The 25532-nt window shown below is 72.7% G+C and carries 26 protein-coding genes and 2 tRNA genes; 19 read left to right on the plus strand and 9 right to left on the minus strand.

Going from position 1 to position 25532, the window contains the following annotated elements:
• Window positions 1-204: 204 nt before the first annotated feature.
• Entirely contained in the window at window positions 205-762 is a 558-nt protein-coding gene (locus EXW95_RS10750; protein WP_174367452.1) for a DUF4126 domain-containing protein, read from the minus strand.
• A 209-nt stretch (window positions 763-971) separates the two neighbouring features.
• Between EXW95_RS10750 and EXW95_RS10755 the strand changes: the two genes are divergently transcribed.
• Both EXW95_RS10755 and EXW95_RS10760 read left to right on the plus strand, forming a co-directional pair.
• The gene (locus EXW95_RS10755) at window positions 972-2828 is read left to right on the plus strand and encodes a hypothetical protein (RefSeq protein WP_174367453.1); all 1857 of its coding nucleotides are present in this window, start codon (window positions 972-974) and stop codon (window positions 2826-2828) included.
• A 155-nt stretch (window positions 2829-2983) separates the two neighbouring features.
• Complete coding sequence (locus EXW95_RS10760) at window positions 2984-6034, plus strand: AAA family ATPase (protein WP_174367454.1); 3051 nt, start codon at window positions 2984-2986, stop codon at window positions 6032-6034.
• 24 nt (window positions 6035-6058) lie between these two features.
• Here EXW95_RS10760 and EXW95_RS10765 read toward each other — a convergent pair whose 3' ends face one another.
• From EXW95_RS10765 to EXW95_RS10780, 4 genes are all read right to left on the minus strand, one after another.
• Window positions 6059-7168: a M42 family metallopeptidase gene (locus EXW95_RS10765; protein WP_371810017.1), complete on the minus strand. Its 1110-nt coding sequence runs from the start codon at window positions 7166-7168 to the stop codon at window positions 6059-6061.
• The gene (pth, locus tag EXW95_RS10770; protein ID WP_174367455.1) at window positions 7143-7859 is read right to left on the minus strand and encodes an aminoacyl-tRNA hydrolase; all 717 of its coding nucleotides are present in this window, start codon (window positions 7857-7859) and stop codon (window positions 7143-7145) included. Before pth ends, EXW95_RS10765 begins: the two co-directional genes overlap by 26 nt.
• Window positions 7860-7873: 14 nt before the next feature.
• Window positions 7874-8287: a hypothetical protein gene (locus EXW95_RS10775; protein WP_174367456.1), complete on the minus strand. Its 414-nt coding sequence runs from the start codon at window positions 8285-8287 to the stop codon at window positions 7874-7876.
• A gap of 200 nt (window positions 8288-8487) precedes the next feature.
• Window positions 8488-8745 carry a hypothetical protein gene (locus EXW95_RS10780; protein ID WP_174367457.1) on the minus strand — a complete coding sequence of 86 codons (258 nt, stop codon included), beginning with the start codon at window positions 8743-8745 and terminating at the stop codon, window positions 8488-8490.
• Between EXW95_RS10780 and EXW95_RS10785 the strand changes: the two genes are divergently transcribed.
• Window positions 8728-9009: a hypothetical protein gene (locus EXW95_RS10785; RefSeq protein ID WP_174367458.1), complete on the plus strand. Its 282-nt coding sequence runs from the start codon at window positions 8728-8730 to the stop codon at window positions 9007-9009. The genes EXW95_RS10780 and EXW95_RS10785 overlap by 18 nt on opposite strands.
• Window positions 9010-9033: 24 nt before the next feature.
• Here the strand turns inward: EXW95_RS10785 and EXW95_RS10790 are convergent, their stop codons facing one another.
• Both EXW95_RS10790 and EXW95_RS10795 read right to left on the minus strand, forming a co-directional pair.
• Entirely contained in the window at window positions 9034-11196 is a 2163-nt protein-coding gene (locus EXW95_RS10790) for a bifunctional diguanylate cyclase/phosphodiesterase (RefSeq protein WP_174367459.1), read from the minus strand.
• A gap of 60 nt (window positions 11197-11256) precedes the next feature.
• Window positions 11257-11640, minus strand: a complete 384-nt coding sequence (locus EXW95_RS10795) for a hypothetical protein (protein ID WP_254605585.1) — start codon at window positions 11638-11640, stop codon at window positions 11257-11259.
• A 176-nt stretch (window positions 11641-11816) separates the two neighbouring features.
• Here EXW95_RS10795 and EXW95_RS10800 point away from each other — a divergent pair, with 176 nt between their 5' ends.
• Both EXW95_RS10800 and EXW95_RS10805 read left to right on the plus strand, forming a co-directional pair.
• Window positions 11817-12044, plus strand: coding sequence for a 4Fe-4S binding protein (locus tag EXW95_RS10800; RefSeq protein ID WP_174367461.1), 228 nt, complete (start codon window positions 11817-11819; stop codon window positions 12042-12044).
• A 38-nt stretch (window positions 12045-12082) separates the two neighbouring features.
• Window positions 12083-12727 (plus strand): Crp/Fnr family transcriptional regulator, encoded by a 645-nt coding sequence (locus EXW95_RS10805; protein ID WP_174367462.1) that lies wholly within the window; start codon window positions 12083-12085, stop codon window positions 12725-12727.
• Between the two features lie 187 nt (window positions 12728-12914).
• Here the strand turns inward: EXW95_RS10805 and EXW95_RS10810 are convergent, their stop codons facing one another.
• Together EXW95_RS10810 and EXW95_RS10815 are read right to left on the minus strand one after the other, a co-directional pair.
• A complete protein-coding gene (locus tag EXW95_RS10810; protein WP_174367463.1) occupies window positions 12915-13271 on the minus strand; it encodes an HU family DNA-binding protein in 357 nt (118 codons plus the stop codon).
• A gap of 211 nt (window positions 13272-13482) precedes the next feature.
• The gene (locus EXW95_RS10815; protein WP_174367464.1) at window positions 13483-14220 is read right to left on the minus strand and encodes a HesA/MoeB/ThiF family protein; all 738 of its coding nucleotides are present in this window, start codon (window positions 14218-14220) and stop codon (window positions 13483-13485) included.
• Window positions 14221-14274: 54 nt separating this feature from the next.
• Here EXW95_RS10815 and EXW95_RS10820 point away from each other — a divergent pair, with 54 nt between their 5' ends.
• From EXW95_RS10820 to EXW95_RS10885, 14 genes are all read left to right on the plus strand, one after another.
• Complete coding sequence (locus EXW95_RS10820; protein ID WP_174367465.1) at window positions 14275-14874, plus strand: glycerol-3-phosphate acyltransferase; 600 nt, start codon at window positions 14275-14277, stop codon at window positions 14872-14874.
• On the plus strand, window positions 14871-16973 hold the full coding sequence (locus EXW95_RS10825) for a hypothetical protein (protein ID WP_371810019.1): 2103 nt from the start codon (window positions 14871-14873) through the stop codon (window positions 16971-16973). Before EXW95_RS10820 ends, EXW95_RS10825 begins: the two co-directional genes overlap by 4 nt.
• 59 nt (window positions 16974-17032) lie before the next feature.
• The gene (locus EXW95_RS10830) at window positions 17033-17599 is read left to right on the plus strand and encodes a UbiX family flavin prenyltransferase (RefSeq protein ID WP_174367466.1); all 567 of its coding nucleotides are present in this window, start codon (window positions 17033-17035) and stop codon (window positions 17597-17599) included.
• Window positions 17599-18288, plus strand: a complete 690-nt coding sequence (gene ispD, locus EXW95_RS10835) for a 2-C-methyl-D-erythritol 4-phosphate cytidylyltransferase (protein WP_174367467.1) — start codon at window positions 17599-17601, stop codon at window positions 18286-18288. The genes EXW95_RS10830 and ispD overlap by 1 nt, the downstream gene beginning before the upstream one ends.
• Window positions 18285-19130: a 4-(cytidine 5'-diphospho)-2-C-methyl-D-erythritol kinase gene (locus EXW95_RS10840; RefSeq protein ID WP_174367468.1), complete on the plus strand. Its 846-nt coding sequence runs from the start codon at window positions 18285-18287 to the stop codon at window positions 19128-19130. The genes ispD and EXW95_RS10840 overlap by 4 nt, the downstream gene beginning before the upstream one ends.
• 195 nt (window positions 19131-19325) lie before the next feature.
• The gene (locus tag EXW95_RS10845) at window positions 19326-19697 is read left to right on the plus strand and encodes a hypothetical protein (protein ID WP_174367469.1); all 372 of its coding nucleotides are present in this window, start codon (window positions 19326-19328) and stop codon (window positions 19695-19697) included.
• Between the two features lie 240 nt (window positions 19698-19937).
• Window positions 19938-22346: a penicillin acylase family protein gene (locus EXW95_RS10850; RefSeq protein ID WP_174367470.1), complete on the plus strand. Its 2409-nt coding sequence runs from the start codon at window positions 19938-19940 to the stop codon at window positions 22344-22346.
• 12 nt (window positions 22347-22358) lie between these two features.
• Entirely contained in the window at window positions 22359-22958 is a 600-nt protein-coding gene (locus EXW95_RS10855; protein ID WP_174367471.1) for a single-stranded DNA-binding protein, read from the plus strand.
• Window positions 22959-22962: 4 nt separating this feature from the next.
• On the plus strand, window positions 22963-23724 hold the full coding sequence (locus tag EXW95_RS10860) for a metallophosphoesterase (protein WP_174367472.1): 762 nt from the start codon (window positions 22963-22965) through the stop codon (window positions 23722-23724).
• Between the two features lie 84 nt (window positions 23725-23808).
• Window positions 23809-23884, plus strand: a tRNA-Asp gene (locus tag EXW95_RS10865).
• A 5-nt stretch (window positions 23885-23889) separates the two neighbouring features.
• Window positions 23890-23965 (plus strand) — tRNA-Phe (locus tag EXW95_RS10870).
• Between the two features lie 69 nt (window positions 23966-24034).
• Entirely contained in the window at window positions 24035-24466 is a 432-nt protein-coding gene (locus tag EXW95_RS10875) for a DUF6508 domain-containing protein (protein WP_174367473.1), read from the plus strand.
• Between the two features lie 183 nt (window positions 24467-24649).
• Window positions 24650-25117: a preQ(1) synthase gene (gene queF / locus EXW95_RS10880; RefSeq protein WP_160976175.1), complete on the plus strand. Its 468-nt coding sequence runs from the start codon at window positions 24650-24652 to the stop codon at window positions 25115-25117.
• A 4-nt stretch (window positions 25118-25121) separates the two neighbouring features.
• Window positions 25122-25532, plus strand: coding sequence for a 6-carboxytetrahydropterin synthase (locus tag EXW95_RS10885; RefSeq protein ID WP_174367474.1), 411 nt, complete (start codon window positions 25122-25124; stop codon window positions 25530-25532).

Consider the following 25532-nt stretch of genomic DNA (forward strand, 5'->3'; position numbering starts at 1 on the left):
AGGGGAAGCGAGGATTGCCGGACGTGCAGAAAAATACTCACAAGCTGCACGCTGTCCCAGGCAGCCTGAACGATTTGGCGTTCAATCCGCCGTCTGCTCACCCGTGGCACCGCACGGCCAGCCTCACCTCTGGCCTTCACCCACAACGGAGGAGGGAGAGGCGACACCCGCGCGCCTCTCCCCTCCCCTGTTCCCTGTCCCGGCCTACGTCAGGCGCCGCACGCGCCGCGCCGCCCAGAAGCGGTACACGCCCACCACCACCATGACCAGCAGCAGGGCCGCCAGCAACGGCGCGAACACCGCCAGCGCACTGAGCAGCAGACTCGTGCCGTCCTCCACGGTGCTCACCACCGGGTTGCCCAAACCGGCCGTCGTTGCCGTCGCCACCGGCCGCACCGCCGTGCGGGTCGCCTGCACGCCCCCCGCCACGATCAGGCCCAGCGCCATGCTCAGCGCCGGGGGCACGTCCGCCACGCCCGCCTGCGAGGCGAACAGCACCGCGCCCGCCGCCGCGTTCACCACCCCGCCCGCCACGTGCAGCACATGATCCACCCCCGGAATCTTGTCCCCCACGAAATCCAGCGCGCCGATCACCGCCACGCCCAGCAGCACCCACGGGTTCGCCAGCAGATCGAACGGCGCGTTCAGCTGAATGACGTCCGCGCGGGACAGCAGCCCCACGACCAGCAGCGGAATGAAGGCGTTCAGGCCCGCCGCACCCGACAGACCCAGCGACGACAGCAGACCGGACAGGAGTTCCATACGCCCCCATTACGACCCGCGCCGCCCCCCGGTTGCCGCGACCACACTTGCGCAAGCATTCATACCTCTGTGGTCCGGTGACCGTATCAGTCCCCCCGGCCCGACTGAAACGCTGCAGATACCCTGCGCGACCACACTGCCCCTACCGATGAACCGCGCCGCGCCCCCACAGGACGCACTCATCCGCGCGGCTCCGGGGGGAGATCGCCATGACCGCACCGCTGACCCGACCGCTGACCCTGACACTCCTGACCGCCGCGCTCCTGAGCAGTTGCGCCGGGCCCGCCGCACCCAGCCCCACGCCGGACCCGACCCCCACGCCGAAGGTCGCGCGCGTGGAACTGAACAGCGCCTCGCTGCTGCTCGAACAGGGCCGCGCCGGGCAGAACCTGCAGGCCACCGCGTACGACGACCAGGGCCAGGTGCTGAACGTGCCCATCACCTTCACGTCCAGCAACCCGGCCGTGATCGAGGTCGCCGCCAGCGGCGCCGCCACCGCCCGCACCGTCGGCAGCGCCCAGATCACCGCCAGCGCGCAGGGCGTTCAATCCGCGCCCGGCGTCGCGGCCAGCGGGGTGCTGCAGGAGGGCGTGGTGGCGATTCCCGCCAGCAAGGTCCTGCGCGCCCCCACCTTCCCGGAGGGCGTCACGCCGTTCAGTGTCGGCAGCACGTACACCGTGGTCCTGAAAGACGTCTCGCCCACCGCCGGGAAGCTGTGGTTCAGCCGCGCGCCCGACGGCACACCGGTGCAGGGCCGCGTGCTGTCCAGTCGCGCCGTGCCCGACGGCACCGAGGTAACCCTGGAAATCGTGACGCTCCCCACGCTGTTCCGGCAGCTTCAGGTGGACGAGACGGTCCGCGTGCCCTCGCAGGACATCGAATTCACCTCGCAGACCCGCGCCGCGTTCGACATCCGGCCCCTCGGCAACGGTCAGTTCGAATTCCACCTCCGCGAGCAGGGCGCCGCCCGCACCAGCCTGCAGCCGCTGGCCTTCAACGCCGGACCGTTCCGCTGCAGCGGCAGCGTCCCGGAAGCCAGCGTGACCCTGGGCCGCCCCACCTTCACTCTGAACGCCGGGAACCCCACCTTCTCGTTGCGGCTGGACCTGCCACTGCTGGGCACGAAGCGCCTGCGCGTGCTGTACACCGCCGACCCCAGCCTGCGCGTCACGAGCGGCACGCACACCCTGAACGCCAACTTCAACGACCAGAGCCTGACCTGCACCATGCGCGACGCCGTGGAAGCCCCCTTCGAGACCTTCGGCCTGGGACTGGTCGCCAAGATGCGCCCCGGGCTGCACCTGGGCGGCAGTTACGGCTCGGGCCGCCGCACCCTCTCGGCCGTGGGCTCGGCGCGCGCCAGCGTCCGCATGGGCTTCGACTGCAACACCGACACCGGGTGCAGCAGCCTGTCACGCGGGGAGCTGGGCACCGTGCAGGGCACCGTGACCCTGGGCGGTAGCGGAGACCTGCTCCGCACCGCCCGCGACCTGGAAGCCGGGGTGTTCCTCGACACCACGCTGGCGGTCGGGCTGACCGTGACGGAACTGGACGTGCTGCGCTTCCGCTCCGGGTACCGCGCGGCGCTGGACCTCGCGTCGCTGGACACGCAGGTGAACTCCGGGAACGGCGCCGGTTACCGGATCGGGACGTTCAACGACGTGGACGCCTTCGCCGCCGTGCGGGACATCGTGAACACCTTGATCGGCGTGAACGTGAGCGGCCTGCCGGAAATTCACATTGAGGGGCCAGGCGTGCGTTCCCCCGTGATCAGTTCCGCCACCCGCGCGGGCACCACCGTGACCGTGCAACTGGACCCGGCGCGCGTGAACTTCTTCAGCGTCACCTCGCCGTTCTCGCTGGGGTACAACGTCAAGTCGGTGCAGCTGCTGCGCCGCTCCGCGACCGGTAGCGTGACCGTGCTGGGCAGCGTCACCCCGACCAGCGGCGCGACCACCGTCACCCTGACCGCCCCCACCCTGATGCCCGCCGGATCTGAACTGTTCGTGACGGTGGTGCCGCAGGTGTTCGATCTGATGCCCGTCGGGACCGTCCGCGTGAACTGATCGGCGTCCACCCGAAACTGACCGACGCGCGGGCCTCCCCCCACCGCGCGTCAATCCATCACACCCGGCCCGAACGCCAGGTGTGATGCTGTCCCGTATAGACCCGCCGGGCCCGGAAACCCTGACCGGGTCAGGCCGGGTGTTACAACTGAGGTATGCTCGCGCGCCTGCTGGGGCACCCGCACGTCCGTGTGGGGGACACCTGGACGGACCTGCCCGGCAGCAAGCCCGCGCTGCTGCTGACCGTCCTGCTGCTGCGCGGCGAGTGGATCACCCGCGACCAGCTGGCCGAGACGCTGTTCCCCGGCCTGCCGCAGTCGCAGGCGCGCACCAACCTGCGCGTGTGCCTGTCGCGCGCCGCCGCACTGCCCTGGGCGGCCGGACTGGAAGTCCAGAAACACCGCCTGCGCCTGCAGGCCGAGACCGACGTCGCGCAGCTGCGCCGCGCGCTGCGGGACGGGGACGCCGAGCGGGTGGCGCACCTGTACGCGCCGCTGCTGCAGGGTCTGTCGCTGGCCCAGCTGCCCGGCCTGGCCGAGCACTTCGAGGCCGAGAGTCGCGCCCTGCACGCCGAGTGCGTCGGCGCCCTGACCCGCGCCGCCGCGCAACGCCGCGCCGCCGGGGACACCCGCGGAGCGCTGCGTCTGCTCGAACTCGTCCTGTCCCTGGACCCACTGGCCGAGGACACCGCGCGCCGGGCCCTGGACCTGTGCCACGACCTGCGCGAGCGCGAACGGGGCCTGAAACTGTACGCCTCCCTGCGCCGCGCCCTGCACGACGCCGGGGCTGAACCCCTGCCCGCCACGCAGGCGCTGGCCGCCGCACTGGGCCGTCAACCGCTGCGGGCGCTGCCCGGCACGCTGCGCCAGGCGGACCTGCTGGCCGGCCGGGACCGCGAGGCGGCGCACCTGGCGGGCGCGATGCCCGGCGTGGCCCTGCTGAGCGGCCCGGCCGGGATGGGCAAGACGACACTGCTGCGCCACGCGCTGCCCGGCGCGCGCCGCCTGCCCGCGCAGGAGGGCCTGCAGCACGTGCCGTACCACCCGCTGCTGCCGCAGCTGCGCCGCGAGCCTCCCAGCGTGGGACCCTACCGTGAGGACCTAGCGCGGCTGCTGCCGGACCTGTACCCGGACGTCGTGCCCGCACCGCTTGATCCGGGCGTGGGCCGGGTGCGGCTGCTGGAAGCGCTATCGCGAGCGCTGCTGGACAGCGGCGCCCCCCTGATCCTGGATGACGCGCAGTGGGCGGACGACGCCACGCTGGACTGGCTGGCCTACGCCGCGGGCCGACCCGGGGGCGGCCTGGTGGTCGCGTACCGCAGCGACGAACCGAGCGAGGCGCTGCGCCGCACCCTGACGCACCTGGAACGGCAGGCCGTCACGCACCTGCGGCTGGAACCGCTGGACCCGGCCGCACTGGCCGCGTGGCTGCGGGCCCTGGGTGGGGAGACCGCGCCGCCCCTGGGTGCGTGGCTGGCCGAGCACAGCGGGGGCACACCCCTGTACGTTCTGGAGCACCTGCGCGCCCTGTTCGAGGCGGGCGTGCTGCGCGCCGCGCCCGGCGGCTGGCAGGTTGTGGGGCCGCTGCCTGACGCCGCCAGCTGGCCGCCCCCGCCGCAGTTGCAGGCCCTGGTGCAGCGGCGACTGGCCCGCCTGAGCCGACCGGCGCAGCAGGTGCTGGCCGCACTGAGCCTCGCCCCGGACGCCAGCGAGGACACCCTGGCGGAGGTGCTGGGTCAGCCGCTGGGCGAGGTGCTCGACGCGCTGGACGCCGCCACGGCCGCCGCATTCCTGCAGGAGGGCCGCCTGCACGACCTGCAGCGCCGCGCCGTGAGCGCCGCGCTGCCGGGGCCCCGGCGGCAGCTGCTGCACCGGCAGCTGGCCGAGCACCTCAGTCGCCGCGACCCGAACGATCCGGCGCTGATCCGCCACTGGACGCAGGCAGGGCTCCCCCAGCGCGCCTGGCCCGCGCGGGCCGCGCACGCCGCGAACCTGCTGGGTGGCGGCCGGGTGGAGGCCGCCGCGCACGAGTGGCGGGCGCTGCTGACTGAACTGCCGGCCGGGCACCCGCTGGAAGCCCCGGCGCACCTGCAGCTGGGCCGCGCGCTGTTCTGGCAGGACCTGCACGTCAGCGAGTCGCACCTGCGGGCCGCGCTGGACCTGATCGAGTGGGGGCAGCACGGCCCGGACGACCTGCTGAAACTGGAGACGCTGCTGGCCCTGGCGGAACTGACCGTGTACCAGGGGCGCGGGCAGGAGGCCGAGATGCTCCTGAAGCGCGCCCTGGCCCTGGCGACGGGACCACTGGCGGCCAGGCCCCTGCCCCCCGCACTGCACCGCGCGCTGACCGAACTGCGGGTCGAGGTGGGGTTCCGGCGCGGGCAGTACGACGACGCACGCTCCCTGATCCGTGCCGAACCGCATCCCTGGCCGCTGCTGATGACGCTGGACGCGCTGGGGGAGTTCTTCGCCGGGCATTTCCAGGCGTGCGCTGCGCGCATGACCGAACTGCTGGCCGCGCATCCGGTCCTGGCGCACCAGAATGCCATGGAGGCCGACATCGGCCTGTGCCTGCTGCTGAGCGGTCAGCCGGACCGGGCGCGCGAGGTTCTTCAGCAGGGCCTGAACCGCGCGGATCTGGGACCGCACATGCACGCGCTGATGCTCACGCACCTGGGGCACGCGGCGCTCGCGACCGGTCAGCTGACCGAGGCGGACGCGCATCTGAACCGCGCGCTGGCCCTGGCAGACGACCTGGGATCCCTGACGTACCGGGCAGACATCCTCCACCGCCTGAGCCTGTCCCGCGAACAGGCCGGGGACCTTCGGGGAGCGCTCGAACGGGCCGGTGAGGCGGCGCGCTGCGTGCGTGAGGTCAGCGATCCGTACCGGGAGCTGTACATCACGGCCGCCCACGCGGGCCTGCTGGCCGCGCACGGCGACGCGGCGCAGGCCCAGGCGCTGCTGGACGCGTGTGCGCTCCAGGCGGACACGCCCCCGCTGGCCCTCGCGGCCTACCACCGCGCGCGGGCCCTGCTGCACCACGCGCAGGGTGACGCCCCGCTGGCCGCCCAGCACGCCCGGCACGAGGCGGCCCTGTGCCGGACGCACGGAATGACGCCCCTGACCGCGCTGCTCCCGGAGCTGCCCCGGACCTCCACGGCCGATCACGGGGAGGACCTGGGCAGAGCGGCCGGGACCGGTTGAGGCGCGGCGGGCGGGGCCGTCGCGTCAGCGCAGGTAGGCGACCAGCAGGTCCACCCCGGCGCGCAGGTCGTCCACGTGCACGGCTTCGACGACCGTGTGGATGTAGCGGGTGGGGAGGCTGAGGGTCAGGGTGGGCACGCCCTCGCGGCTGCGCTGGATGGCCGCGCCGTCCGTGCCGCCGAGCGCCAGGACCTCCAGCTGCGCGGGAATGCCGCGCTCCTGCGCCAGGTCCCAGAACTGATCGACCAGCCCCCGGTGCGAGATCATGCTGGAGTCGAACACCTTGATGCCGATGCCCTGCCCCACGTGCGTGACCGCCTCGTCCGGGCCGACGCCGGGGGTGTCCACCGCCAGGGTCACGTCCAGGCCGATGCCCACGGTGGGCTGCACGCCGTACGCGGCGGTGATCGCGCCGCGCAGGCCGACCTCCTCCTGGGTGCTGAACACGGCGATCAATTCGTGCCGCAGCTCCTGGCCGCGCAGGGCGCGCAGGGTCTCCAGGAGCAGGAACACGCTGGCGCGGTCGTCCATGGCCTTGCCGCATACCAGCCGCCCGACCTGCCGGGCCGTCTGGTCCAGCGTGACCATGTCCCCGACGCGCACCTGCGCGCGGACCTCGTCGGCACTCAGGCCCAGGTCGATGAAGAACTCCCTGACCTCGGGGATCTTCTTGCGTTCCTCGGGAGTCGCGATGTGCACGGGTTTCCCGCCGGGCGTCAGGATGCCCGGCAGCGCCCCGCCACGCGCGTGGACCGTGACGTCCCGCGCGAAGAGGTTGCGGGTATCGAAGCCGCCCAGCGCCTGCACCCGCACGAAGCCCCGGTCGTCGATGAAGCGCACCAGGAAGCCGATCTCGTCCATGTGCGCGCTGATCATCACGCGCTCGGCCACCTCGCCCTTCCTGGGCTTGCGGGGCGCGCGGCGGGCGATGACGTTCCCCATGGCGTCCACGCGGACCTCGTCCACCAGGCCGTCCAGTTCGGCCAGCACGAGGGCCCGCACGGCGTCCTCCTGACCGGGCACGCCCGGCAGGTCCGACAGGCGCATCAGGAGATCCAGCCGCAGGTCCGTCATGGTCGCGGTGGGGACGGTCGCAGCGGGGGCCGCGTCAGCCTTCTTCTGTTTTTTCGACACGCCCGCCAGTATGCGCCGCCGTCCCCGCCGTGTCCTGCGGGGTTCGCCCAGCCGGGACAGAGTCCCCGTCCGGTGCAGGTTTCGGAGGTTTCGGCGGGGCCGGCGGTTTCGGGCGCAGGTCCGTGCCGTTGAACTGCCCCTGCGCCTCCGCCAGCCCGGACGTGGCCCAGACCTCGGCGGCGTTCGCACCCAGCCGCACGAGTTCCGCCAGATCGGCCTTCTCCTCGTCACGCCAGCGGCTCAGGACCCAGTCCGGCACCTCCCAGCCCGCCGGCGGGCGCGAGATCCCCACCTTCACGCGCGCGAAGGCCTCGTGCCCCAGCAGCCGGATGATGTCCCGCACGCCGTTCTGCCCACCGTGCCGCCCGCCCATCCGCACGCGCAGCAGCCCGAACGGACTGTCCAGGTCGTCCTGCAGCACCAGCAGCGACTCGCCGCCCAGCTTGTAGAACGACATCAGCGGCGCCACCGCCTTCCCGGACGCGTTCATGAACGTCAGGGGCCGCACCAGCAGCACCTTCGCGCCCACCCCGGAGCCCAGGCGGACCTCGGCGAGCTCGGCGTCCTTGCCTTCCTTGCGCCAAGACGCCCCGGCGCGGCGGGCCAGTTCGTCCAGCACCATCCAGCCCACGTTGTGCCGCGTCTGCGCGTACTGCGTGCCCGGATTCCCCAGGCCCACGATGATCTTCATGCTCATAATCCGGCTTACGCCTGGATGCCTCCCAGCAGTTCGCGCCACTTCGCTTCGGTCTCGCGCACGCGGGCGTCGCCCTTCGCGCGGGTGTAGCCGCCGCGGAACTCCGCGAAGCGGGTGTCGGTCTCGGCGAACAGCAGGCCCAGCGCCTGACGCACGTCCGTCAGGTTCCGCTCCGTCAGGGTGGTGTCCCTGGCGTCCAGCACCTCGTCCAGGGTGGCCATCAGGCCCGACAGGGGCCGCAGCCACTGGAACTGCGGGTGGTTCATCACCAGCGAGTACAGCTCGAAGGGGCCCTTCACGGGGCCGTTCATGAACTCGTACTCGCCCTTGGCGACGTCCAGCAGCGCCGAGTGGAAGTGCCGCAGGGCCGGGACCAGCGCCGTGAGTTTCGCGCGGACATCCGCGTCAGAGGAAGCAGTCATACCCGAGAGCGTAGCAAGGCCCCCGCCCGGCCCGCGCGCCCCCTTCCCTTCATACGGTCACTTTCGCGTGCGCCCGCGCGTCCCACGTGCCACGCTGAGGGTCCCCCCAATCCAGCCCACCGGGAGACCCATGACGGACGACCCGCCCCGCGACCCGCGCGATCCCCAGCCGCCAGCCCTCCAGGTCCCGCCCCTCCAGTTCACCGCGCCCACCCTGACGGTCGCGTTCCACCCGCCGCAGTACGCCCAGCCCCCCCACGGCCCTGGCCCGCCTGGACGCCCGGCTGGCGCACCTGCACGCCCGCACGCCCGACGACGCCCTGCACGCCACGCTGCGCGACGCGGCCCGCCTGCTGGGCGCGCACCTGACCTACCGCGCCGCCGCGAGGACCGTCCACGCGCACCCCTGGCAGGCCGACACGGCCCTGATCGGCGTCGGCGTGCGCCGCGCCACGCACCTGCTGAGCCTGAGGGGCGCCTCCTACCCCGACGCGGCGGCCTCCGACCCGGCCGCGTTCCGCGCCGCCGTGAGCCGCTGGCCCGCCGGGACACTGCTCGTCGCGCGGCGCGGCGTGATCTGCGCGCAACTGAATCTCGCGTGCGACCTCGACCGCCTGTCCCTGGACGAGGTGCAGGCCAGCGGCGCGGCCCTGTACGCCCACCGCCTGCGGCCCGGCGGTCAGCTGGAAGCGTGGCGCACGCCCGACTGGCCCGGCCGGTAGATCAGCCCCACCGTCAGTGGCCGATCAGTTCAGGAGCGTCTCGCCGTCCCCCGCCGCGCGCTCGGGCAGGTTCAGCGGCAGGGGACCGTTCAGGTGCGGCGTCCACATGCTCGCCGGGCCCGGACGGCCCGTCAGGTACCCCTGCACCGCCCCGCAGCCCAGGTCCCGCAGGACCCGCAGCTGCTCGGGCGTTTCTACACCCTCGACGATCACGGTCAGGTTCAGGCTGCGGCCCAGGCCGATCAGGGCGCTCACCACGCGCTGCTCGATGGGGGACTCGGCGACGCCCGTGATCAGCGAACGGTCCAGTTTCAGTTCGTTCAGGGGCATCTGCAGCAGCGTACTGACCGACGACTGCCCCGTCCCGAAATCATCCAGGGACAGCTGCACGCCCAGCCCCTGCAGCTGCGCCAGCTGCCGCGCGGCGCGCTGCAGGTCCTGCACGGTCAGGCGCTCGGTGATCTCCAGTTTCAGCTGCCCGCCGTCCAGCCCGTGGCGGCGCAGCGTCGCGTGGACCCGCTGCGTGAAGTCCTCCTGCGCGACCTCCAGCGCCGAGACGTTCACCGCGACCGGCACGCGCAGCCCCCACTCGGCCGCCTGACGGCACGCCTCGTCCAGCACCCACGCGCCCAGCGGCCCGATCAACCCGGCCTCCTCCGCCAGCGGAATGAACCGCGCCGGGGACACCAGCCCCAGCTGCGTGTCCGTCCAGCGGACCAGCGCCTCGAAGCCCAGCAGCGCGCCCGTCGTGGTGTCCACCTGCGGCTGGTAGTGCAGGTGCAGCCCACCCGCGTCCAGCGCCGCGCGCAGCCGCGTCTCCAGGTGCAGCTGACCGTGCACCGCGGCGTCCATGGACTTCTGGAAGAACTGCACGCCGTTCTTGCCCTCGCGCTTGGCCTGCGTCATCGCCAGGTCCGCCTGCCGCAGCAGGTTCGCCGGGAGGCTGCTGTCCGGCGGGCTGACCGCCACGCCCATGCTGCCGCGCACGTTCACCAGCTGCCCATCCACGTCGAAGGGATGCGCCAGGGCCGCCTGCAGGCGCCGCGCCACGCTGCCCGCCTCGGGCCGCCCGCCCACGTCGGGAATCAGCACCACGAACTCGTCCCCGCCCAGGCGCGCCACGGTGTCCGATGGGCGCACGTCCTCCTGCAGTCTGCGCGCGACCTCACGCAGCACCGCGTCCCCCACCGCGTGCCCCAGCGTGTCGTTCACGCGCCGGAACCCGTCGAGGTTCAGGTGGACGACCGCCAGCGCCCGCCCATCCCGCGCGGCGCGGCGCAGTTCCACCTGCAACCGGTCGAGCAGCAGCGTGCGGTTCGGCAGGCCCGTCAGCGCGTCGTGCTGCGAGTCGTGCGCCAGCTGCGCCGCCAGGGCCCGCAGCTGCTCCTCGGTGCGCTTGCGGTCGCGGATGTCACGGTCCTGCCCCAGGATCAGTTCGCGCCCGTTCACGCTCACGACGCTGCTGGCACTCTCGATCGGGAACACCGTCCCGTCGCGGTGCAGGTGCGAGCCCTCGCCGTGCACCTGTCCCTCCTCGCGGATCCAGGCGAACAGCTCGCCGCCCTCCTCGGCCATCATCGGGTACGGGTGCAGGATGTCGATGGACTGCCCGACCAGCTCGTGACGTTCGTAGCCGTTCATGCGGCAGAAGGCCTCGTTGCAGTCCAGGATCCGCCACGCGACCTCCGGGTCGTTCGGGTCGATCAGGACCACACCGTCCGCCGAGCGTTCGAACAGCGCCCGGAAGCGGTCCTCGCTCTCCTGCAGCGCCTGCCGCGCCTCGCGTTCCCGCGTGACGTCCACCCCGGTCGCCACGACCAGCGCCACCCGCCCCCGCGCGTCCAGCAGCGCCGTGTTCGACCACAGGACGTACCGCAGCTCGCCGCTGCGGGTCTGCCAGTGATTCTCGTAACGGTTCGGGTAGTCCCCGGCCGCCAGGGACTCGAAAGCCTGCACCACCCCGGCGACCTCATGCTCGGGCAGCACGAACGGCCACAGGACCTGCCCGCGCACCTCCTCGAAACTGTACCCGGAGAGCCGCTCGGCCGCCGCGTTGAACCGCACCACGCGCCCCTGCGGGTCCAGCACGACCACCAGGGTGTCGGTGATGCTCAGGACGGCCTCGGCCAGCCCCGCCCCGCCGGGCTGGGTGGCAGACGCGATGGCGGCAGTCAGGCGGGTCAACATGCCTCAGCGTACGGGGGCGGACCTCACAGAAGCTTGAATCTCCACAAGCGTGAACGGACCTTAATCCTCGCGCCGGTCTCCCACCCTTTTGTTCCGCAGCGCCCCCGTACTCCCCAGTGCCCCCGTACTCCACAGTGCCCAGGCCACCAGCACCGGCTGGAAGAACAGCCGCGTCAGACGCTTCTGATCCGTGTCCAGCCCGAACGCACTCTGACGCGACACGTACTGCGACACGTTCCCCGGAAAGATCAGCACGAAGAACGCCGCCAGCGCCAGCCCCACCGTCCGCCGCCGCCGACCCGACAGCATCGCCAGCCCGAACGCCACCTCCAGCACCCCGGAACCCAGCACCACCGCGTCCCGGTCCACCGGCAGCCACGTCGGCACCTGCGCCTGGAACTCCTGCCGCTGGAACGTCAGGTGCCCCACACCCGCCAGGGTCATGAACGCCCCCAGCAGCACCCGCGCCGCCGAACGCGGAAAGGACGTGGAACGCTCAGCAGGCCGGGTCGTCATCCCCCCACCGTACCGGGCGACCCTGGGCGGCACGTGACACCCGCCACCGGGAAGCCTTGACCAAAGTCATGGCCGCACCCGGCGGTGTCCCCCACCCTGAGGGCATGAGTTACGCAATCACCTCCCGCTGCGCGGGCGTCCGCGACGGCGCCTGCCTGGACGTCTGCCCCGTGGCCTGCATTCACGACGTGGGCGATCAGTTCGTGATTCACCCGAACGAGTGCATCGACTGCGGCGCCTGCGCGAACGCCTGCCCCGCGCAGGCCATCGTGGAGGGTCACGAGGCCCCCGAATGGATCGCGTATGCCCGCACGGCGCTGCACCTGTGGTGAGCCCCCCACCCCCACGTGGTCGTGACAGCATCTGAAGCGTGATCAGTCCTGACGATCTGCGGGTGTCCCCGCTGCTGAGCGGCGCCGCGCCGGAAACGCTGCGGCAGCTGGCCGCGCACGCCGCGCCACGGGTGCTGGCCCGGGGCGAGACGCTGTGGCGCGCCGATGACCCGGTCGGGGGCGCGTTCATCCTGCTCGGGGGCGAGGTCCGACTCACGCGGGCACAGGCCAGCGGTCGCAGCCTGACCCGGGCGGTCCGCACACCGGGCGAGGTGCTGGGCCTGCGAGACGTGCTGGGCGCACCCGCGACCTTCTGCGAGGACGCGCTGGGCGGCGCGCCGAGTCGACTGGTCGCCCTGCCCGGCACGACGCTGCGGGCGTCGATGCGTGATCCGGCCGTGTCCGGGGCGGCCCTGGCCCTGCTGGCCGCGCAGACCCGTGACGCCGAGGCCCGGCTGAATCTGCTGAGCGCCCCGGTGGCCGCCCGGCTGGTCACCTACCTGCTCGAGCGCGGCCCGCACGTCCTGCCGACCAACTCAGCCCTGGCCGAGCAGCTGGGGACCGTGCCGGAACTGGTCAGCCGTCACCTCGGTGACCTGTACCGGCAGGGCCTGATCGGCCTGCGCCGCCGGGAGGTCGTGACGCTGGACGAACCGCAGTTGCGCCGCCACCTGCCCGGATAACTGCCGGCGTGGCCCCCACCGTCTGGCAGGGGCCGCGCCGGGAAGGGGCTTTATACGGATTCCGTCTGTTTCGCTGACAGATCGGAACACCACCGATCTGCCAGCTCCACGTCCGGAACCCGTTTTGCTCCTACTCGCATCCGCTCGGATTGAACGGGCTTTGCAGCCCATTCAATCGGAGTCCGTATTAGAGGGTGCCTTTGAGGGTCGTGGCGACCTTGAAGCGCACCTTCTTCCCGGCGGGAATGGTGATGCGTTCGCTGGTGCCGGGTTTGACGCCGGTGCGTTCGGCGGTGTGGGTGACGCTCAGGGTGCCCAGGCCGGGCAGGCCGACGCTGCTCCCGGCGCGCAGGGCGTCCACGATGCTGTCGATGACGGTCGCGACGGCGTCTCCGGCCTGCTTCTTGTTCAGGGTGGTCTTGTCGGCGACCATGTCGATGATCTGCGTCTTGGCGATCTTCCCGGCCTCGGCTTTCGGGGCGGGCTTGGCCGCGCCTTTCTTGGGGGCGGGTTTCTTCGCGGCGGGTTTGGTGCTCTTGGCCATACGTGCAACCTCCGGGAGTGGACTGCGAGCGGCACAGGGCGAACGCAATTGAATTGTGGGCTCAGCCGCACAGTAACACAGCCGCGCCGGGCGTCAAGAGGGGCTGGAGGTGCGCCCAGCGGGGGTGCAGCGCCGCGCCGGGTCACCGCTGGCGCGCCGGGGGCGGCCGTGCGGGGCGACACCTGCCGGTGAAGCTCGTGCCTGACGTGCTCTACAGGGTGGGGGCGGGGCGCAGCGTGAGGGTCCGGGCGCGGCCGGTCAGGGCGTCGAAGGTCCACAGGCGGCCGCGCAGCGGTTCACCCACGCCGCCGAGCACCTTCAGGGCTTCCAGCGCCATCAGCTGCCCGGTCAGCGCCGGAACCGGGCCGAGCACCCCGGCTTCGTCGCAGCTCAGGTCGTCGCCGGGGTCGGGGAACACGTCGCGCAGGCCCGCGTGGGGGCCGAACACGCTGACCATGCCGGTCGTGCCGCTGGCTGCGCCCCAGATCCACTCGCGGCCCTGCGCGGCGCAGGTGTCGGCGATCAGGTAGCGCGTCTCGAAGTTGTCGGTGGCGTCCACGACGAGCGTCACGCCGCCCAGCAGCGCGGGGAGGGTGTCCGGCGTGACGCGCGGCGCGGCGCGCACCTGCACGTGCGGGTTGATGGTCTGGGCGCGGGCGGCGGCCAGTTCCGCCTTGGGGCGGCCCACGTCAGGCGTGGCGTACAGCGTCTGGCGGTGCAGGTTGCTGAGGTCCACGCGGTCGTCGTCCGCGACGGTCAGGGTGCCCACGCCCGCCCCGGCCAGACTGGCGATCACGGGGCTGCCCAGCCCACCCGCCCCGACCACGAGGACGTGCGCGGCCCGCACGCGTTCCTGCGCGCCGGCGTCCAGCCACTCGGGGACCAGCAGCGCGCGCGAGTAGCGGCGCAGTTCCGGGCGGGTCAGTCCGGGGAGGCGGGGGCCGGTCATGCGGGCAGTGTAGCGGGCGCGTGCGGGACGGGGCCGCTCTAGAATGCGCGGCGTATGCCCGACCTGTCTGCCCTGCCGCCCGCCCCGACGCTGCTCGTGACGGTCCTGGCGTTCCTGCTGGGGTCGCTGGTCAGCGGCGTGCTGTACTCCCGCGCGCGCGGGGCGGACATCCGCGACCGGGACCTGCCGGGCGGGAGCGGCACGTGGCGGCAGTTCGGGCGCGGCGCGGCCGCGCTGGTCACGGCGGGGGACATCCTGAAGGGGGTCGTGGCGGCGCTGCTGGCCCGCGCGCTCGTCCCGCAGGGTGGCGAGGCGCTGGCGGCGCTGGTGACGGGCGCGGTCGTGGCCGGGCACTGCTACCCGGTCTTCTTCGGCTTCCGGGGCGGCGGGGGCATCGCGCCGCTGCTGGGGGCGCTGCTGGTGTTCACGCCGGGCGTGCTGCTGGCGCTGCTGCTGACCGCGGCGGTCGTGATCCCCACGTATAAGGCCACGCTGCAGCCCCGCCTGAAGCTGAACGCGGTGCCGTTCACGACGGCGGTCGCGGTGCCCGTGGGCCTGCTGGTCGGCGCGCTGAGCGGGGGCTTCTGGCCGCTGCTGGCGGGCGGGGTTGTCATGGCCGTGCGGGCCGCGCACCTGCTGCGGGGCGGCGCGTGAGGCGCCTGCGGGCGCTGCTGGCGGGACTGAGCCTGACGGCGCTGCTGGGCACCGCCGGGGCGACCACCACCCTGGAGGGCCGCACCCTGCGGCACGAGGGGCCGGGCGGCGCGTGGCAGCGCACCCTCCCGGACGCGCTGGGTCCCCTGAGCGCGCCGCTGGAGGTTGGGAACCTGGTGCTGCTGGGCGCCGGACCAGCCGTGTACGCGCTGGGTGCCGGGGGCGTCGTGACGGGCCGCGCGGACCTGCCGGGCATCGTCAGCAGCCTGGACGCCGGGGGGGACGTCGTGACGGCCAGCACGCTGCTGGGCGGCGTGACCGAGCGCTTCACGCTGAACGTGAACCTGAACGCGCAGGGGGGCGAGCTGCGCGTGCAGGAGCGGGTGGTGCTGCCGCCCGACCCGGTCGTGACCGGCTGGCTGTCCAGCGTGGCGGATCAGGTGCCCCCGGCGGGACTGGCGGACGCGGCGCGGCTGGACCCGCTCAACCCGTTCCTGACGCTGCGGCTGGCGCAGGCGCAGGCGGACCCCTTCGAGGCGCTGAGCCTCGTGCGGCGCACGCTGGGCACCACGCTGCCGTTCCCGGCGTGGGTGCAGCTGGCCGCGCGCCTGGACGGGGCGGGCTTCCCGTCCGCGGCGGACCTGGCGCTGGCGCAGGCGCAGGCGGACGCCGCGGCGCGCGGCGTGGACCCCGAGATCGCCATGAGCCGCGCGGCACTGGGGGCGTTCGGGAATCCCAGCGGGTACGTGGGGACGCTGCTCACGCAGGGCCGCGTGGAGCGCGCCGGGGTGTGGATGACGTACCTGCGGCAGCTGCACCCGCGCTTCGAGGGCGGCGGGGCGCTGTACGAACGCTACGCGCGCACGCTGGACGCGCAGGGCCGCGAGGGCGAGGCGGCCGAGTGGCGGCAGTTCGCGCGGTCCCTGCGGCCCGGCACGCTGTACAACCTGGGCCTGGAGGGCCTGGGGTCGGTGCGGGACGCGGCGCGACTGGCGAGCCTGGCGCTGGGCCTGAGTCTGCTCGCGGCGCTGCTGACCCTGTCGGTGCGGGCGTTCCCGGCGCAGGCGGACGACACCCGCGAACTGGGCGGCCGCTACCGTTCGTGGGCGCGGCGGCCGCTGGCGCGGGCGCGGCGGGTGTTCGTGGCGTACGCGTCCCCCAGCGAGCGGCTGACCGTGACGCTGCTGGCACTGGCGCTGCTGGGCACGCTGGGCGGCGTGCAGTGGGCGAACCTTTCGGGCGCGGCGCTGCGCTCGCCGGTCCTGTCGAGCGGCACGTACGGCGGCGGGTGGTGGAACGCGCAGCTGGACAGCCTGACGCTGCGGCCCGGTCCGGACGCGGCGCTGCTGACCGCGCTGGGCGCGCAACTGGACGGCGAGGACACCCGCGCACGGGACCTGTACGTGGGCTCGGACGCCTGCATGCGCAACAACCTGGGCGTGATCGCCCGCACGCGCGGGGACGACCCGCAGGCGCGGGACCTGTTCCGCGCGGCGCTGGCCGAGCAGCCGGACCTGATGGCGGCGGCGTTCAACCTGGGCCTGAAGCCCGCGTCGCCCGAGGCGGCGTTCCAGCAGCGGTTGCGGCCCGGTCAGGCGCGGCTGTGCTACCCGGACCAGCGGCGCCTGACACGCGCCGTGACCGGCGACCTGAGCGTGACGCTGGGCGCGGGGCTGCGCTCACCGCTGGCGCTGCTGGATCCGTCGGCGGGCGGGTCGGCGCGGCTGGGGCTGGCGTTGCTGGGCACGGCTGGCCTGACGGCGCTGCTGCTGCTGTCGCTGATGCTGCCGCGCACGCCGCTCCCGGCGGCGCGGTCGCGTCCGGTGGGCTTCCGGCTGCTGGGTTTGCTGCTGCCCGGCGCGTCGCTGCTGGATTCCCCGTGGGGTGGGGTGCTGCTGGGCGCGTGGGGCGTGGTGGTGGCGGCGCTGCTGCCGCTGTCGGGACTGGTGGTGTTCGCGGGGCTGCCGCTGGCGGGCGCGCAGGCGGCGCTGCTGGGCGCGCTGGGGGGCACGTACGTGCTGAACACGCTGGCGTTCGTGCTGGCCGAGGTCCGGCACGCGCGGCAGCTGGGCCGCGAGCGGCGCGCCGGGCCGAGCTGACCGGCGGAACTGGGTGGCGCGTACCGTCGGGCGTGGGCGGGCCTGTTAGCCTGCCGGGCATGAGGCTGGTGGTGGGGGTGTCGGGCGGCAGCGGCATGCCGTACGCGGAGTCGATCCTGCGGGCGCTGCGTGACCTGGGCGTGGAGTCGCATCTGGTGGTCAGCAGCGGCGCCAAGCGCGTCATGACGGCCGAGGGGTCGGGGCCGCAGCTGGCGGACCTGACGGCGCTGGCGTCGGTCGTGCATGACGACCGGGATCTGGCGGCGGGCGTGGCGAGCGGGTCGTTCCGCACGGACGGGATGCTGGTGGTGCCGTGCAGCGCGGGGACGCTGGCGAAGATCGCGCAGGGCTTCGCGGACAATCTGGTGGCGCGCGCGGCGCACGTGACCTTGAAGGAGCGGCGGCGGCTGGTGCTGGTGCTGCGTGAGGACCCGCTGCCGCGCCCGATGCTGCTGAACATGCTGGCCGCGCACGACGCGGGCGCGACCGTGATGACGGCCAGCGCGGGGTTCTATCACGCGCCGGGCAGCGTGGACGAGCTGCTGCATTTCGTGACGGCGCGGGTGCTGGATCAGTTCGGGCTGGACGTGCCGGGCTTCCGCCGCTGGCGTGAAGGAGAGGCGTAATGGGCGTGCGGGTGGCGGCATTGATCCCGGCGGCGGGGTCGGGCACGCGGCTGGGGCTGGGGCCGAAGGCGTTCGTGGAGGTCGCGGGCCGCAGCCTGCTGGGCCGCAGCGCGGCGGCGCTGGCCCCGCACGTGAACGAGGTGCTGGTGGCGCTCCCGGTGGGCCTGGACCTGCCGGGGGACGTTCCGGCCCGCGCCGTGACGGGCGGCGATACCCGGCAGGCGAGCGTGCTGGCGCTGCTGCGCGCCACGCGGGCGGACGTGGTGCTGGTCCATGACGCGGCGCGGCCCTTCCTGCCGGGCGCGGTGGTCGGCGCGGTGATCGCGGCGGCGCGAGAGGTGGGCGCGGCGACGGCGGCGCTGCCGGTGGCGGACACCCTGGTGCGGGCCGGACCGGGCGGCGACTGTGGCACCCTCTGGGGCACCCTCACCCCGCGCGAGGGGCTATGGGCGGTGCAGACCCCGCAGGGATTCCGGCGTGACCTGCTGCTCGCCGCGCACGAGGCGGCACTGGCCGACGGCTTCGCCGCGACGGACGACGCGGGCCTGATCGCCCGGACGGGCGGCGCGGTGCGGCTGGTGCCGGGGGACGCGCGGCTGTTCAAGGTGACCACGCCCGGCGACCTGGCCCTGGCGCAGGCGCTGGCCCCGACCTGGGACGGGCAGGTGTGGGATGCTGGGGGGGCATGAGCGACCCTGCTGCCGTCACGTACTTCGCGCCCGCCAAGGTGAACCTGGGCCTCAGTGTCCGGGACCTGCGTTCGGACGGGTACCACGAACTGCACTCGCTGATGGTGCCCCTGAGCGTCGGGGACGACCTGGAGATCGCCCCCGCTGACACGCTGACCCTGCGCGTTGAGGGCGCGGACCTGCCCACCGACGAGGGGAATCTGGTGTTCCGCGCGGCGCGGGCGTACCTGGACGCGGCGGGCGTACCGGGCGGCGCGGCGATCACGCTGCACAAGCGGCTGCCGCTCGCGTCGGGCCTGGGGGGCGGCAGCAGCGACGCGGCGACCACGCTGATGGCGCTCGCGCGGCTGTACCCGGCGGGCGTGGACCTGCCGGGACTGGCGCTGCGGCTGGGCGCGGACGTGCCGTTCTTCCTGCTGGGCCGCGCGGCGGTCGCGTCGGGGGTCGGGGAGGTCCTGTCCCCCACCCCGGTGCCGCGCGCCGCGCTGGTCCTGCTGAATCCGGGCGTGGAGGTCAGTGCCCGCGACGCCTACGCGTGGCTGGACGCCGAGGAGGCCTTCACGCCCGCCCTGGATATCGAGGGCATCCTGGCCGCACTGTCCAACGGTCGCCCGGTCCCGTACCTGAACGCCCTGCAGGGGCCGGTGGCGGCGCGGCACGCCCCGATCCGTGAGGCGCTGGCCGCCCTGACGGACGCCGGGCTGCACTCGCCCCTGATGAGCGGGTCCGGGAGCACCTGCTTCGCGCTGGCCCGCGACGACGCGCACGCGCACGACGCCGCGCAGCTCCTCGCAGGGCGGCACCCCGGCTGGTGGGCGCAGGCCACCCAGATCCTGGGCTGAACAGGTCCTGGGCTGACCGGCTTCTGGGCTGCTCAGGGTTCCGGGGGGACCCTCATCTCCGGGCGGCGGGCCCCTTCAGGTCGGGTGCGGTAAGGGGGCGGTAAGGCGGGCGCGCCTACGCTGGGGCATCCCTGATCGTGGTCGCTGACTGGCGCCTGCCGGTGGCTGCCCCGGACCGGGGAACGGAGCCTGCGCGTGACCCACACCCCCACCCTGATCTCGAACCCCACCCTGTTCGTTCCCTCGGCCGCCTTCGAGCGGGTCAGTGCGCTGCCGCAGCGGCACACGCTGCCCGGCGCGGAGTTGATGGTGTTCCAGTTCTCGAACGGGTACGGCGCGGCCGTGACCCGCCAGCTGTCCCGCCCGGAGGACAGCGCCTTCGAGTTCTGCGTGCTGGACTGCATGCAGCCCACGCCGCAGCCGTGCTTCTCGACGACGGTCGCGACGTCGTTCCTGTCGGGCCTGTCGCACGAGGGCACCGAGGGGCTGCTGATGCTCACCGAGCGGCTGGGCCTGCACCCGCGGCGCGTGAAGGCGAACAGCAGCCTGCTGGACGAGGAATTCTGATACAGACTCCGATTGAATGGCTTTGTAAGCCATTCAATCCGAGCGGAGCGAGTGGGAGAAAAACGGGTTCCGGACGTGGAGTTGACAACCCGGTGTGGTTCCGGGTTGTCAACGAAACAAACGGAATCCGTACGACTGGCACCGGCACCGAATTGAACTGACCGCGCGGCGGGGGCACCCATACCCCCACCGCGCGGTTTGGCGCGGCCCGGCGGCGCGGGGCTATGCTGCGCGGGTCACATGAACAAGGGAACGGCTGGTCCGCTGCGGCGGAAGGGATCGTGGGGTCGCCGCGTGGCGACCGGGACGCTGGGCGCGCTGCTGCTGCTGGGCGCGGCGGGCGGCGGCGCGTATGCGTGGCTGCGCCTGAGCAGCGAACCGCAGCGGGCCGGGAACGTGGACCTGCCGGGCCTGGGTGGGACTGTGCAGGTCACGCGCGACGCGTGGGGGGTGCCGCACATCCGCGCGCAGACGGACGAGGACGCGGTGTTCGCGCTGGGCTTCGTGCACTGGCAGGACCGCGCGTGGCAGATGGATTTCCAGCGCCGCGTGGCGCAGGGCCGACTGGCGGAGGTGCTGGGCGAGGCCGCGCTGCCGCAGGACAAATTCCTGCGCACCTGGGGCTTCCAGCGGGCCGCGCAGAGTGCCCTGCCCGCCCTGGACGCGCGGTCGCGCCGCCTGATCGCGGCGTACACGGCGGGTGTGAACGCCGCGCAGGGACGCGGGAAGACCGCGCTGGAATTCCGGATCCTGGGCTACACGCCGGAGCCCTGGCAGGACGTGGACACGGTGTCCTGGAGCAAGCTGATGGCCTTCGATCTGGGCGGCAACTACGACGACGAGGTGCTGAACGCGCACGTCGCGCGGCGACTGGGGACGGGCGGCCTGGATCAGGTCACCGCGCCGTACCCGGCGGGTGCTCCCACGATCCTCAGCGCGGACGAGGTGGGCGAGGAGAACGCCGCGCCGCGGGGCGGCACCACCTCGGCCTCACCCAGCCTGCCGGAGGCGACGGTCACGGCGCTGCGGGCGCACCTGCGGGCCGCCGAGGCACTGGGCATGCAGCAGGTTCCCGGGAAGGGCAGCAACGACTGGGTGATCGCCGGATCGCGCACCACGACCGGGAAACCCATCCTGGCGGACGACCCGCACCTCGCGCTGACCGCGCCGATGCTGTGGTACCTCGCGGACGTGCAGGGCAGGGACCTGAAGGCCATCGGGGCGAGCATCCCGGGCCTCCCGGCCATCGTGATCGGCCGCAACGAACGGGTCGCGTGGGGCGTGACGAACATGAACCCCGACGTGCAGGACCTGTACGTGGAACCCGAGGACGCGAAGCTCACCAGCCGACCGGAGGTGATCAAGGTCAAGGGCAAAGAGGACGTGACCATCACCGTCCGCGAGAGCGCGCACGGCCCGGTCATCAGCGACAACGGGGGCGGCGGCCTGAACTTCGCGGACGCCGGGCCGCGCGTGGCGCTGAAGTGGACGGCACTACAACCGGGCGACACCACCATGGACGCCTTCCTGGGCCTGAACTACGCGCAGAACTGGCCGGACTTCACGCAGGCGCTCTCACGGTACGTGGGGCCCAGCCAGAACTTCGTGTACGCCGACGTGGACGGCAACACCGGGTACTACGCGCCGGGCCGCGTGCCCATCCGCGAGGGCTGGGACGGCAGCGTGCCCGTCCCCGGCGACGGCAGCCGCGAGTGGCGCGGATACGTTCCCTTCGAGGCGCTGCCCCACACCTTCAACCCCGCCGACGGTCTGGTCGTCACCGCGAACAACAAGGTCGTCCCCGACGGGTACCCGTACCTGCTGGGCAACGCCCGCAACTGGGCCGAACCGTACCGCGCGCGGCGCATCACGGACCTGCTGACCGCCACCCCGAAACTGAGCGTGGCGGACGTGCAGCGCACCCAGCTCGACACCCGAAGCCTCGTCTGGGAGGACTTCCGGCCCATCCTGCTGGCCACGAAGCCCGGCAGTGACCGCGCCCGGCAGGCGCTGGGCACCCTGCAGGGCTGGGACGGCAGCATGACCACCGGCAGCCAGGGCGCCCTGCTGTTCGAGGCGTGGCTGATGCAGCTGCAGGAGATGGCCCGCGACGAACTGAACGACGCGACCACCATGAACAGCCTGTCCGTCCTGAACCAGCTGCGCGGCGGTGGGGAACTGTGCGCGCGGGGCGGCCAGGGGGACTGCGCGGCCCTGCTGACCCGCACGCTGGACGCCGCCCTGGGTGACCTGCAGGCCCGCCTGGGGGACGACATGACCGGCTGGACGTACGGGAAGCTGCATCAGGTCGCCAGCAACCACCGCGCGTTCGGGAAGGTGGGCGCCCTGGCGTGGCTGTTCAACCACCACGCGCCCACCCCCGGCGGGACGAACACCGTGAACGTCGCCCGGCCCGAACACGGCACCTTCTCGCAGACGCACGGCGCCAGCTACCGCCAGATCGTGGACCTCAGCGACCCCGACCGCAGCCTGTACATCGGCAGCCTGGGGCAGGCGGGCAGTCCCCTGGCCCCGCACGCGACCGACCAGATGAACCGCTGGATCGACGGGCAGTACCTGCCCATGAGCACCAGGGCCGCCGACTGGGGAAACACGCAGACCCTCACCCTCCACCCGGCCGGGCAGTAGGTAGACTGCGGTATGGCCGAACCTCACCGCGTGCGCGACGCCCTGCGCGCCAGCATGACCGCCTGGGCCACCCTGACCGTCCGGGACGACCAGGCCCGCGTGACCCTCGCCCCCGACCTCGACGTGCTCGCCCCGCAGCTCGACGCGATCGACCCCGGCTGGAGCCTGACCTGGGCGTGCGACCACCCCGCGCCGCCCATCGTCCGTGCCCGCCTGAGCGTCCTCGGCGCCACCCGTGAGGGCCTCGCCACCGCGCACACCCTTCAGGACGCCAAACTGGCCGCCCTGGCCGACCTCGCCCGTGCGTACGGCGTGACGCCCACCAGCGACCCGGTCTGGGTCGAGTACGACCCGGAGGACGGCGCGAACACCAGCGAACTGGAAACCGACACGCCCACCCCACCGCCCGCCGCCGAACGTCCCCTCCCACCGCAACCGCCCCGCGACCCGCAGATGGAAAAAGCCCGGCGGCACATCGAGGACCTGCTGGAGCAGCTGAAAGTCGCCGGGCGCGGCGGGGAAGCCGCCCGCATCCTCATGCGCGGCTACGGCGAGACGCTGGAAGAAAGCCGCGCCATCTACAAGGACCTCCACGCCCTCCTGAAAGGCTGACCCCATGCGTAAATTCCTCGCTTTCGGAGACGTCCACGCCGACTTCGACCTCCTGTGGACCGCGCTGCGCGCCGCCAGCTGCGCCACGCCCGACGGCCTGCCCACCCCGCCCGTGCAGGCCGGACTGTTCCAGGTCGTCCTGATCGGCGACCTCGTCCACCCCAAGAACGACCGCGACTACGCCCGCCTCACCGGCCTGCCCCGCTTCGACCACAAGAACCCGGACCACCTGTTCCTCGCCGCGCGCGAACAGATCCGCCACCTGGAACGACTCAAGGCGTACCAGGACGCCGCGCCGCACGCCGTGCACATCATCCTCGGCAACCACGACGACGCCGTCCTGAACACCAGCTACGTCCTGGGCACCAGCGGCGGCATGGTCCACGTGGAATTCGACCCGGACCACGGCGGCCTGATCCTCCCCGACCACCTCGCCGCGTGGATGCGCAGCTTCCCGCGCGAGATCCGCGTCGGCACCGTCCAGTTCGCGCACGTCTCCCCGCTGCCCGCCCACGCGCACTACGACGACCTGTTCTACGCCGACCACGCCCCCAAACGCTGGTTCCGCGAATCCCCCGAGTACGTCCGCATGGCCGGACTCGACTACGGCGTGTACGGCCACACCCAGATCGACGGCGGCATCCACCTCGACGAGGACCACCACCTCGCCATGATCGACGCGCTGCACGCCCGCGAGTACCTGGAACTGCTGCTCGACCCCGGCCAGGAACACCCCGTCCGGAACGTTCGCGCCGTCCCCTTCTGACCCCACCCGCACCCGCACGCATTGACAACCGTGAAACGCGCCGCTATCCTTAACCCCGCTGCTTTTGCAGCCCCTTCAAGGCACGGTCCGGTAGTGTAGCGGTTAGCATATCTGCCTGTCACGCAGAAGGTCGCGGGTTCAAATCCCGTCCGGACCGCCAAGGAAGGCTAGGTAGCTCAGCTGGTAGAGCAAACGACTGAAAATCGTTGGGTCGCCGGTTCAAGTCCGGCCCTGGCCACCACCAAAGAAGCCCCCACCCACGCGGTGGGGGTTTTCCGTGTGCTCATGCGCGCGGGCGATGCTGGGCAGCATGCCGCCACAGTTCACGCCTGAAGCCCTGCGCGCCGTCGCGGCGTTCCTGCCCGTCATGGCGGACCCGGCGTTCCGCTTCACGGACGGCCAGCCGCCTGCCGTGGTCCTGCCGGACGGCGGCATTCAGATGCGCGGGTACGCGTACGACCCACAGGTGGCGCGGCTGCTGCGCACGCTGGACGAGTTCGGGTGGGTGCATGGGGACGAGCGGTTTCAGTGGCCACAGTGGGCGCAGTCGCCCGAGGCACGCGCCCTGCGGGACGACCCGGCGGTGCTGGCCCGCGCGACCCCCACGCAGCTGGCGCGGCTGCTGACGATCTTCGCGCGGCAGGAGCGGTTCAGTGACGGCTCGCGCCTGGGCTTCTGGGAGTCCGGGCTGCTGCTGGGCATCCTGCGCCGCGCCGCGGCACTGGCGCAGGCGGCGGGCTGAGTCCTCTCCCCTGCCGGGGGCCTGCGCGCGTTTGTTCCGCGCCCCCTGGCGGTCATGCATGGAGTTGTGGATAATGCGCGGTTGAGGTCGCGCCTGCGGGTGCGGACTCCCACAACCGGGTGACCTGTGCTGTCACCCCAGGTCCGCGCCGTTCAGGGTGCGGGCCTGCCGGGAGGAAAGACTATGACGAACGTGACTGCCGGGGCCGACTGCGGACCCCAGAACCCTGGTTTTGACCGCCGCTACGACGTGCAGGGCCTCGACGCCATCGACGTGGCGGTGCTGGGTACCTTCCCGCACATCCGCGAGGACGACCCGGTCCGCTACCCGGGCGAGCCGATGCAGATCGAGATCGTGACGGACGAGTTCAGCCCGGTGTGCCCCTGGAGTGGCCTGCCGGACTTCGGCCGCCTGGAGATCCGGTACCTGCCGCGCGAGGCGTGCGTGGAACTCAAGAGCCTGAAGTACTACCTGACCAGCTACCGGTTCGTGGGCATCTACCACGAGCACGCGACCCGGCGGGTGCTGGCGGATCTGGTGAATCTGCTCAATCCCCTGAGCATGGAGATCCGCTGCGATTACGGCATGCGTGGGGGTCTGAACACGATCTGCACCGTGAAGTACGTCGCGCCCGACCACCAGGGGGCGTAAGCGGATGCCGTGGAAACTGACGTCGGAATTCACGTTCGATTCGGCGCACGTGATCACCGGCTACGACGGCCCCTGCGGCCGCCTGCACGGGCACACGTACCGCGTGCGGATGGAACTCACCAGTGACCGCCTCCGGCCCAGTGCGCATGTCAAGCGCGCCATCATGGTCGCGGACTTCAAGACCCTCAAATGGGCCAAGAAGGACGTCGACGCCGGCGGCCTGGACCACGCGTACCTGAACGACCTCCCCGACCTGGGCGACGACACCACCGCCGAGGTCATCGCCGCGTACATCCACCGCAAGACCATGGACCGCGTGCGCGCCGACCTGCCCGAGGACGACGACGGCGCGGACCTGCGCCTGCACGTGACCCTGTGGGAGACGCCGGACAGCAGTTGCGAGTACTGGGAGTAA

Origin of the sequence: Deinococcus sp. JMULE3, assembly GCF_013337115.1 — a bacterium.
GTDB lineage: Bacteria > Deinococcota > Deinococci > Deinococcales > Deinococcaceae > Deinococcus.

Excerpts from the sequence above, each read along its gene's own strand:
- EXW95_RS10815 (WP_174367464.1), bottom strand. The coding sequence starts at position 14,220 with ATGACCGGCCCCCGCCTCCCCGGACTGACCCGCCCGGAACTGCGCCGC.
- EXW95_RS10800 (WP_174367461.1), top strand. The coding sequence starts at position 11,817 with ATGAGTTACGCAATCACCTCCCGCTGCGCGGGCGTCCGCGACGGCGCC.
- EXW95_RS10875 (WP_174367473.1), top strand. The coding sequence starts at position 24,035 with ATGCCGCCACAGTTCACGCCTGAAGCCCTGCGCGCCGTCGCGGCGTTC.
- pth (WP_174367455.1), bottom strand. The coding sequence starts at position 7,859 with ATGAAGATCATCGTGGGCCTGGGGAATCCGGGCACGCAGTACGCGCAG.
- EXW95_RS10775 (WP_174367456.1), bottom strand. The coding sequence starts at position 8,287 with ATGACTGCTTCCTCTGACGCGGATGTCCGCGCGAAACTCACGGCGCTG.
- EXW95_RS10885 (WP_174367474.1), top strand. The coding sequence starts at position 25,122 with ATGCCGTGGAAACTGACGTCGGAATTCACGTTCGATTCGGCGCACGTG.
- EXW95_RS10850 (WP_174367470.1), top strand. The coding sequence starts at position 19,938 with ATGAACAAGGGAACGGCTGGTCCGCTGCGGCGGAAGGGATCGTGGGGT.
- EXW95_RS10750 (WP_174367452.1), bottom strand. The coding sequence starts at position 762 with ATGGAACTCCTGTCCGGTCTGCTGTCGTCGCTGGGTCTGTCGGGTGCG.
- EXW95_RS10810 (WP_174367463.1), bottom strand. The coding sequence starts at position 13,271 with ATGGCCAAGAGCACCAAACCCGCCGCGAAGAAACCCGCCCCCAAGAAA.
- EXW95_RS10790 (WP_174367459.1), bottom strand. The coding sequence starts at position 11,196 with ATGTTGACCCGCCTGACTGCCGCCATCGCGTCTGCCACCCAGCCCGGC.
- EXW95_RS10795 (WP_254605585.1), bottom strand. The coding sequence starts at position 11,640 with ATGACCCTGGCGGGTGTGGGGCACCTGACGTTCCAGCGGCAGGAGTTC.
- queF (WP_160976175.1), top strand. The coding sequence starts at position 24,650 with ATGACGAACGTGACTGCCGGGGCCGACTGCGGACCCCAGAACCCTGGT.
- EXW95_RS10855 (WP_174367471.1), top strand. The coding sequence starts at position 22,359 with ATGGCCGAACCTCACCGCGTGCGCGACGCCCTGCGCGCCAGCATGACC.
- EXW95_RS10860 (WP_174367472.1), top strand. The coding sequence starts at position 22,963 with ATGCGTAAATTCCTCGCTTTCGGAGACGTCCACGCCGACTTCGACCTC.
- EXW95_RS10830 (WP_174367466.1), top strand. The coding sequence starts at position 17,033 with ATGAGGCTGGTGGTGGGGGTGTCGGGCGGCAGCGGCATGCCGTACGCG.
- EXW95_RS10840 (WP_174367468.1), top strand. The coding sequence starts at position 18,285 with ATGAGCGACCCTGCTGCCGTCACGTACTTCGCGCCCGCCAAGGTGAAC.
- EXW95_RS10820 (WP_174367465.1), top strand. The coding sequence starts at position 14,275 with ATGCCCGACCTGTCTGCCCTGCCGCCCGCCCCGACGCTGCTCGTGACG.
- ispD (WP_174367467.1), top strand. The coding sequence starts at position 17,599 with ATGGGCGTGCGGGTGGCGGCATTGATCCCGGCGGCGGGGTCGGGCACG.
- EXW95_RS10755 (WP_174367453.1), top strand. The coding sequence starts at position 972 with ATGACCGCACCGCTGACCCGACCGCTGACCCTGACACTCCTGACCGCC.
- EXW95_RS10760 (WP_174367454.1), top strand. The coding sequence starts at position 2,984 with ATGCTCGCGCGCCTGCTGGGGCACCCGCACGTCCGTGTGGGGGACACC.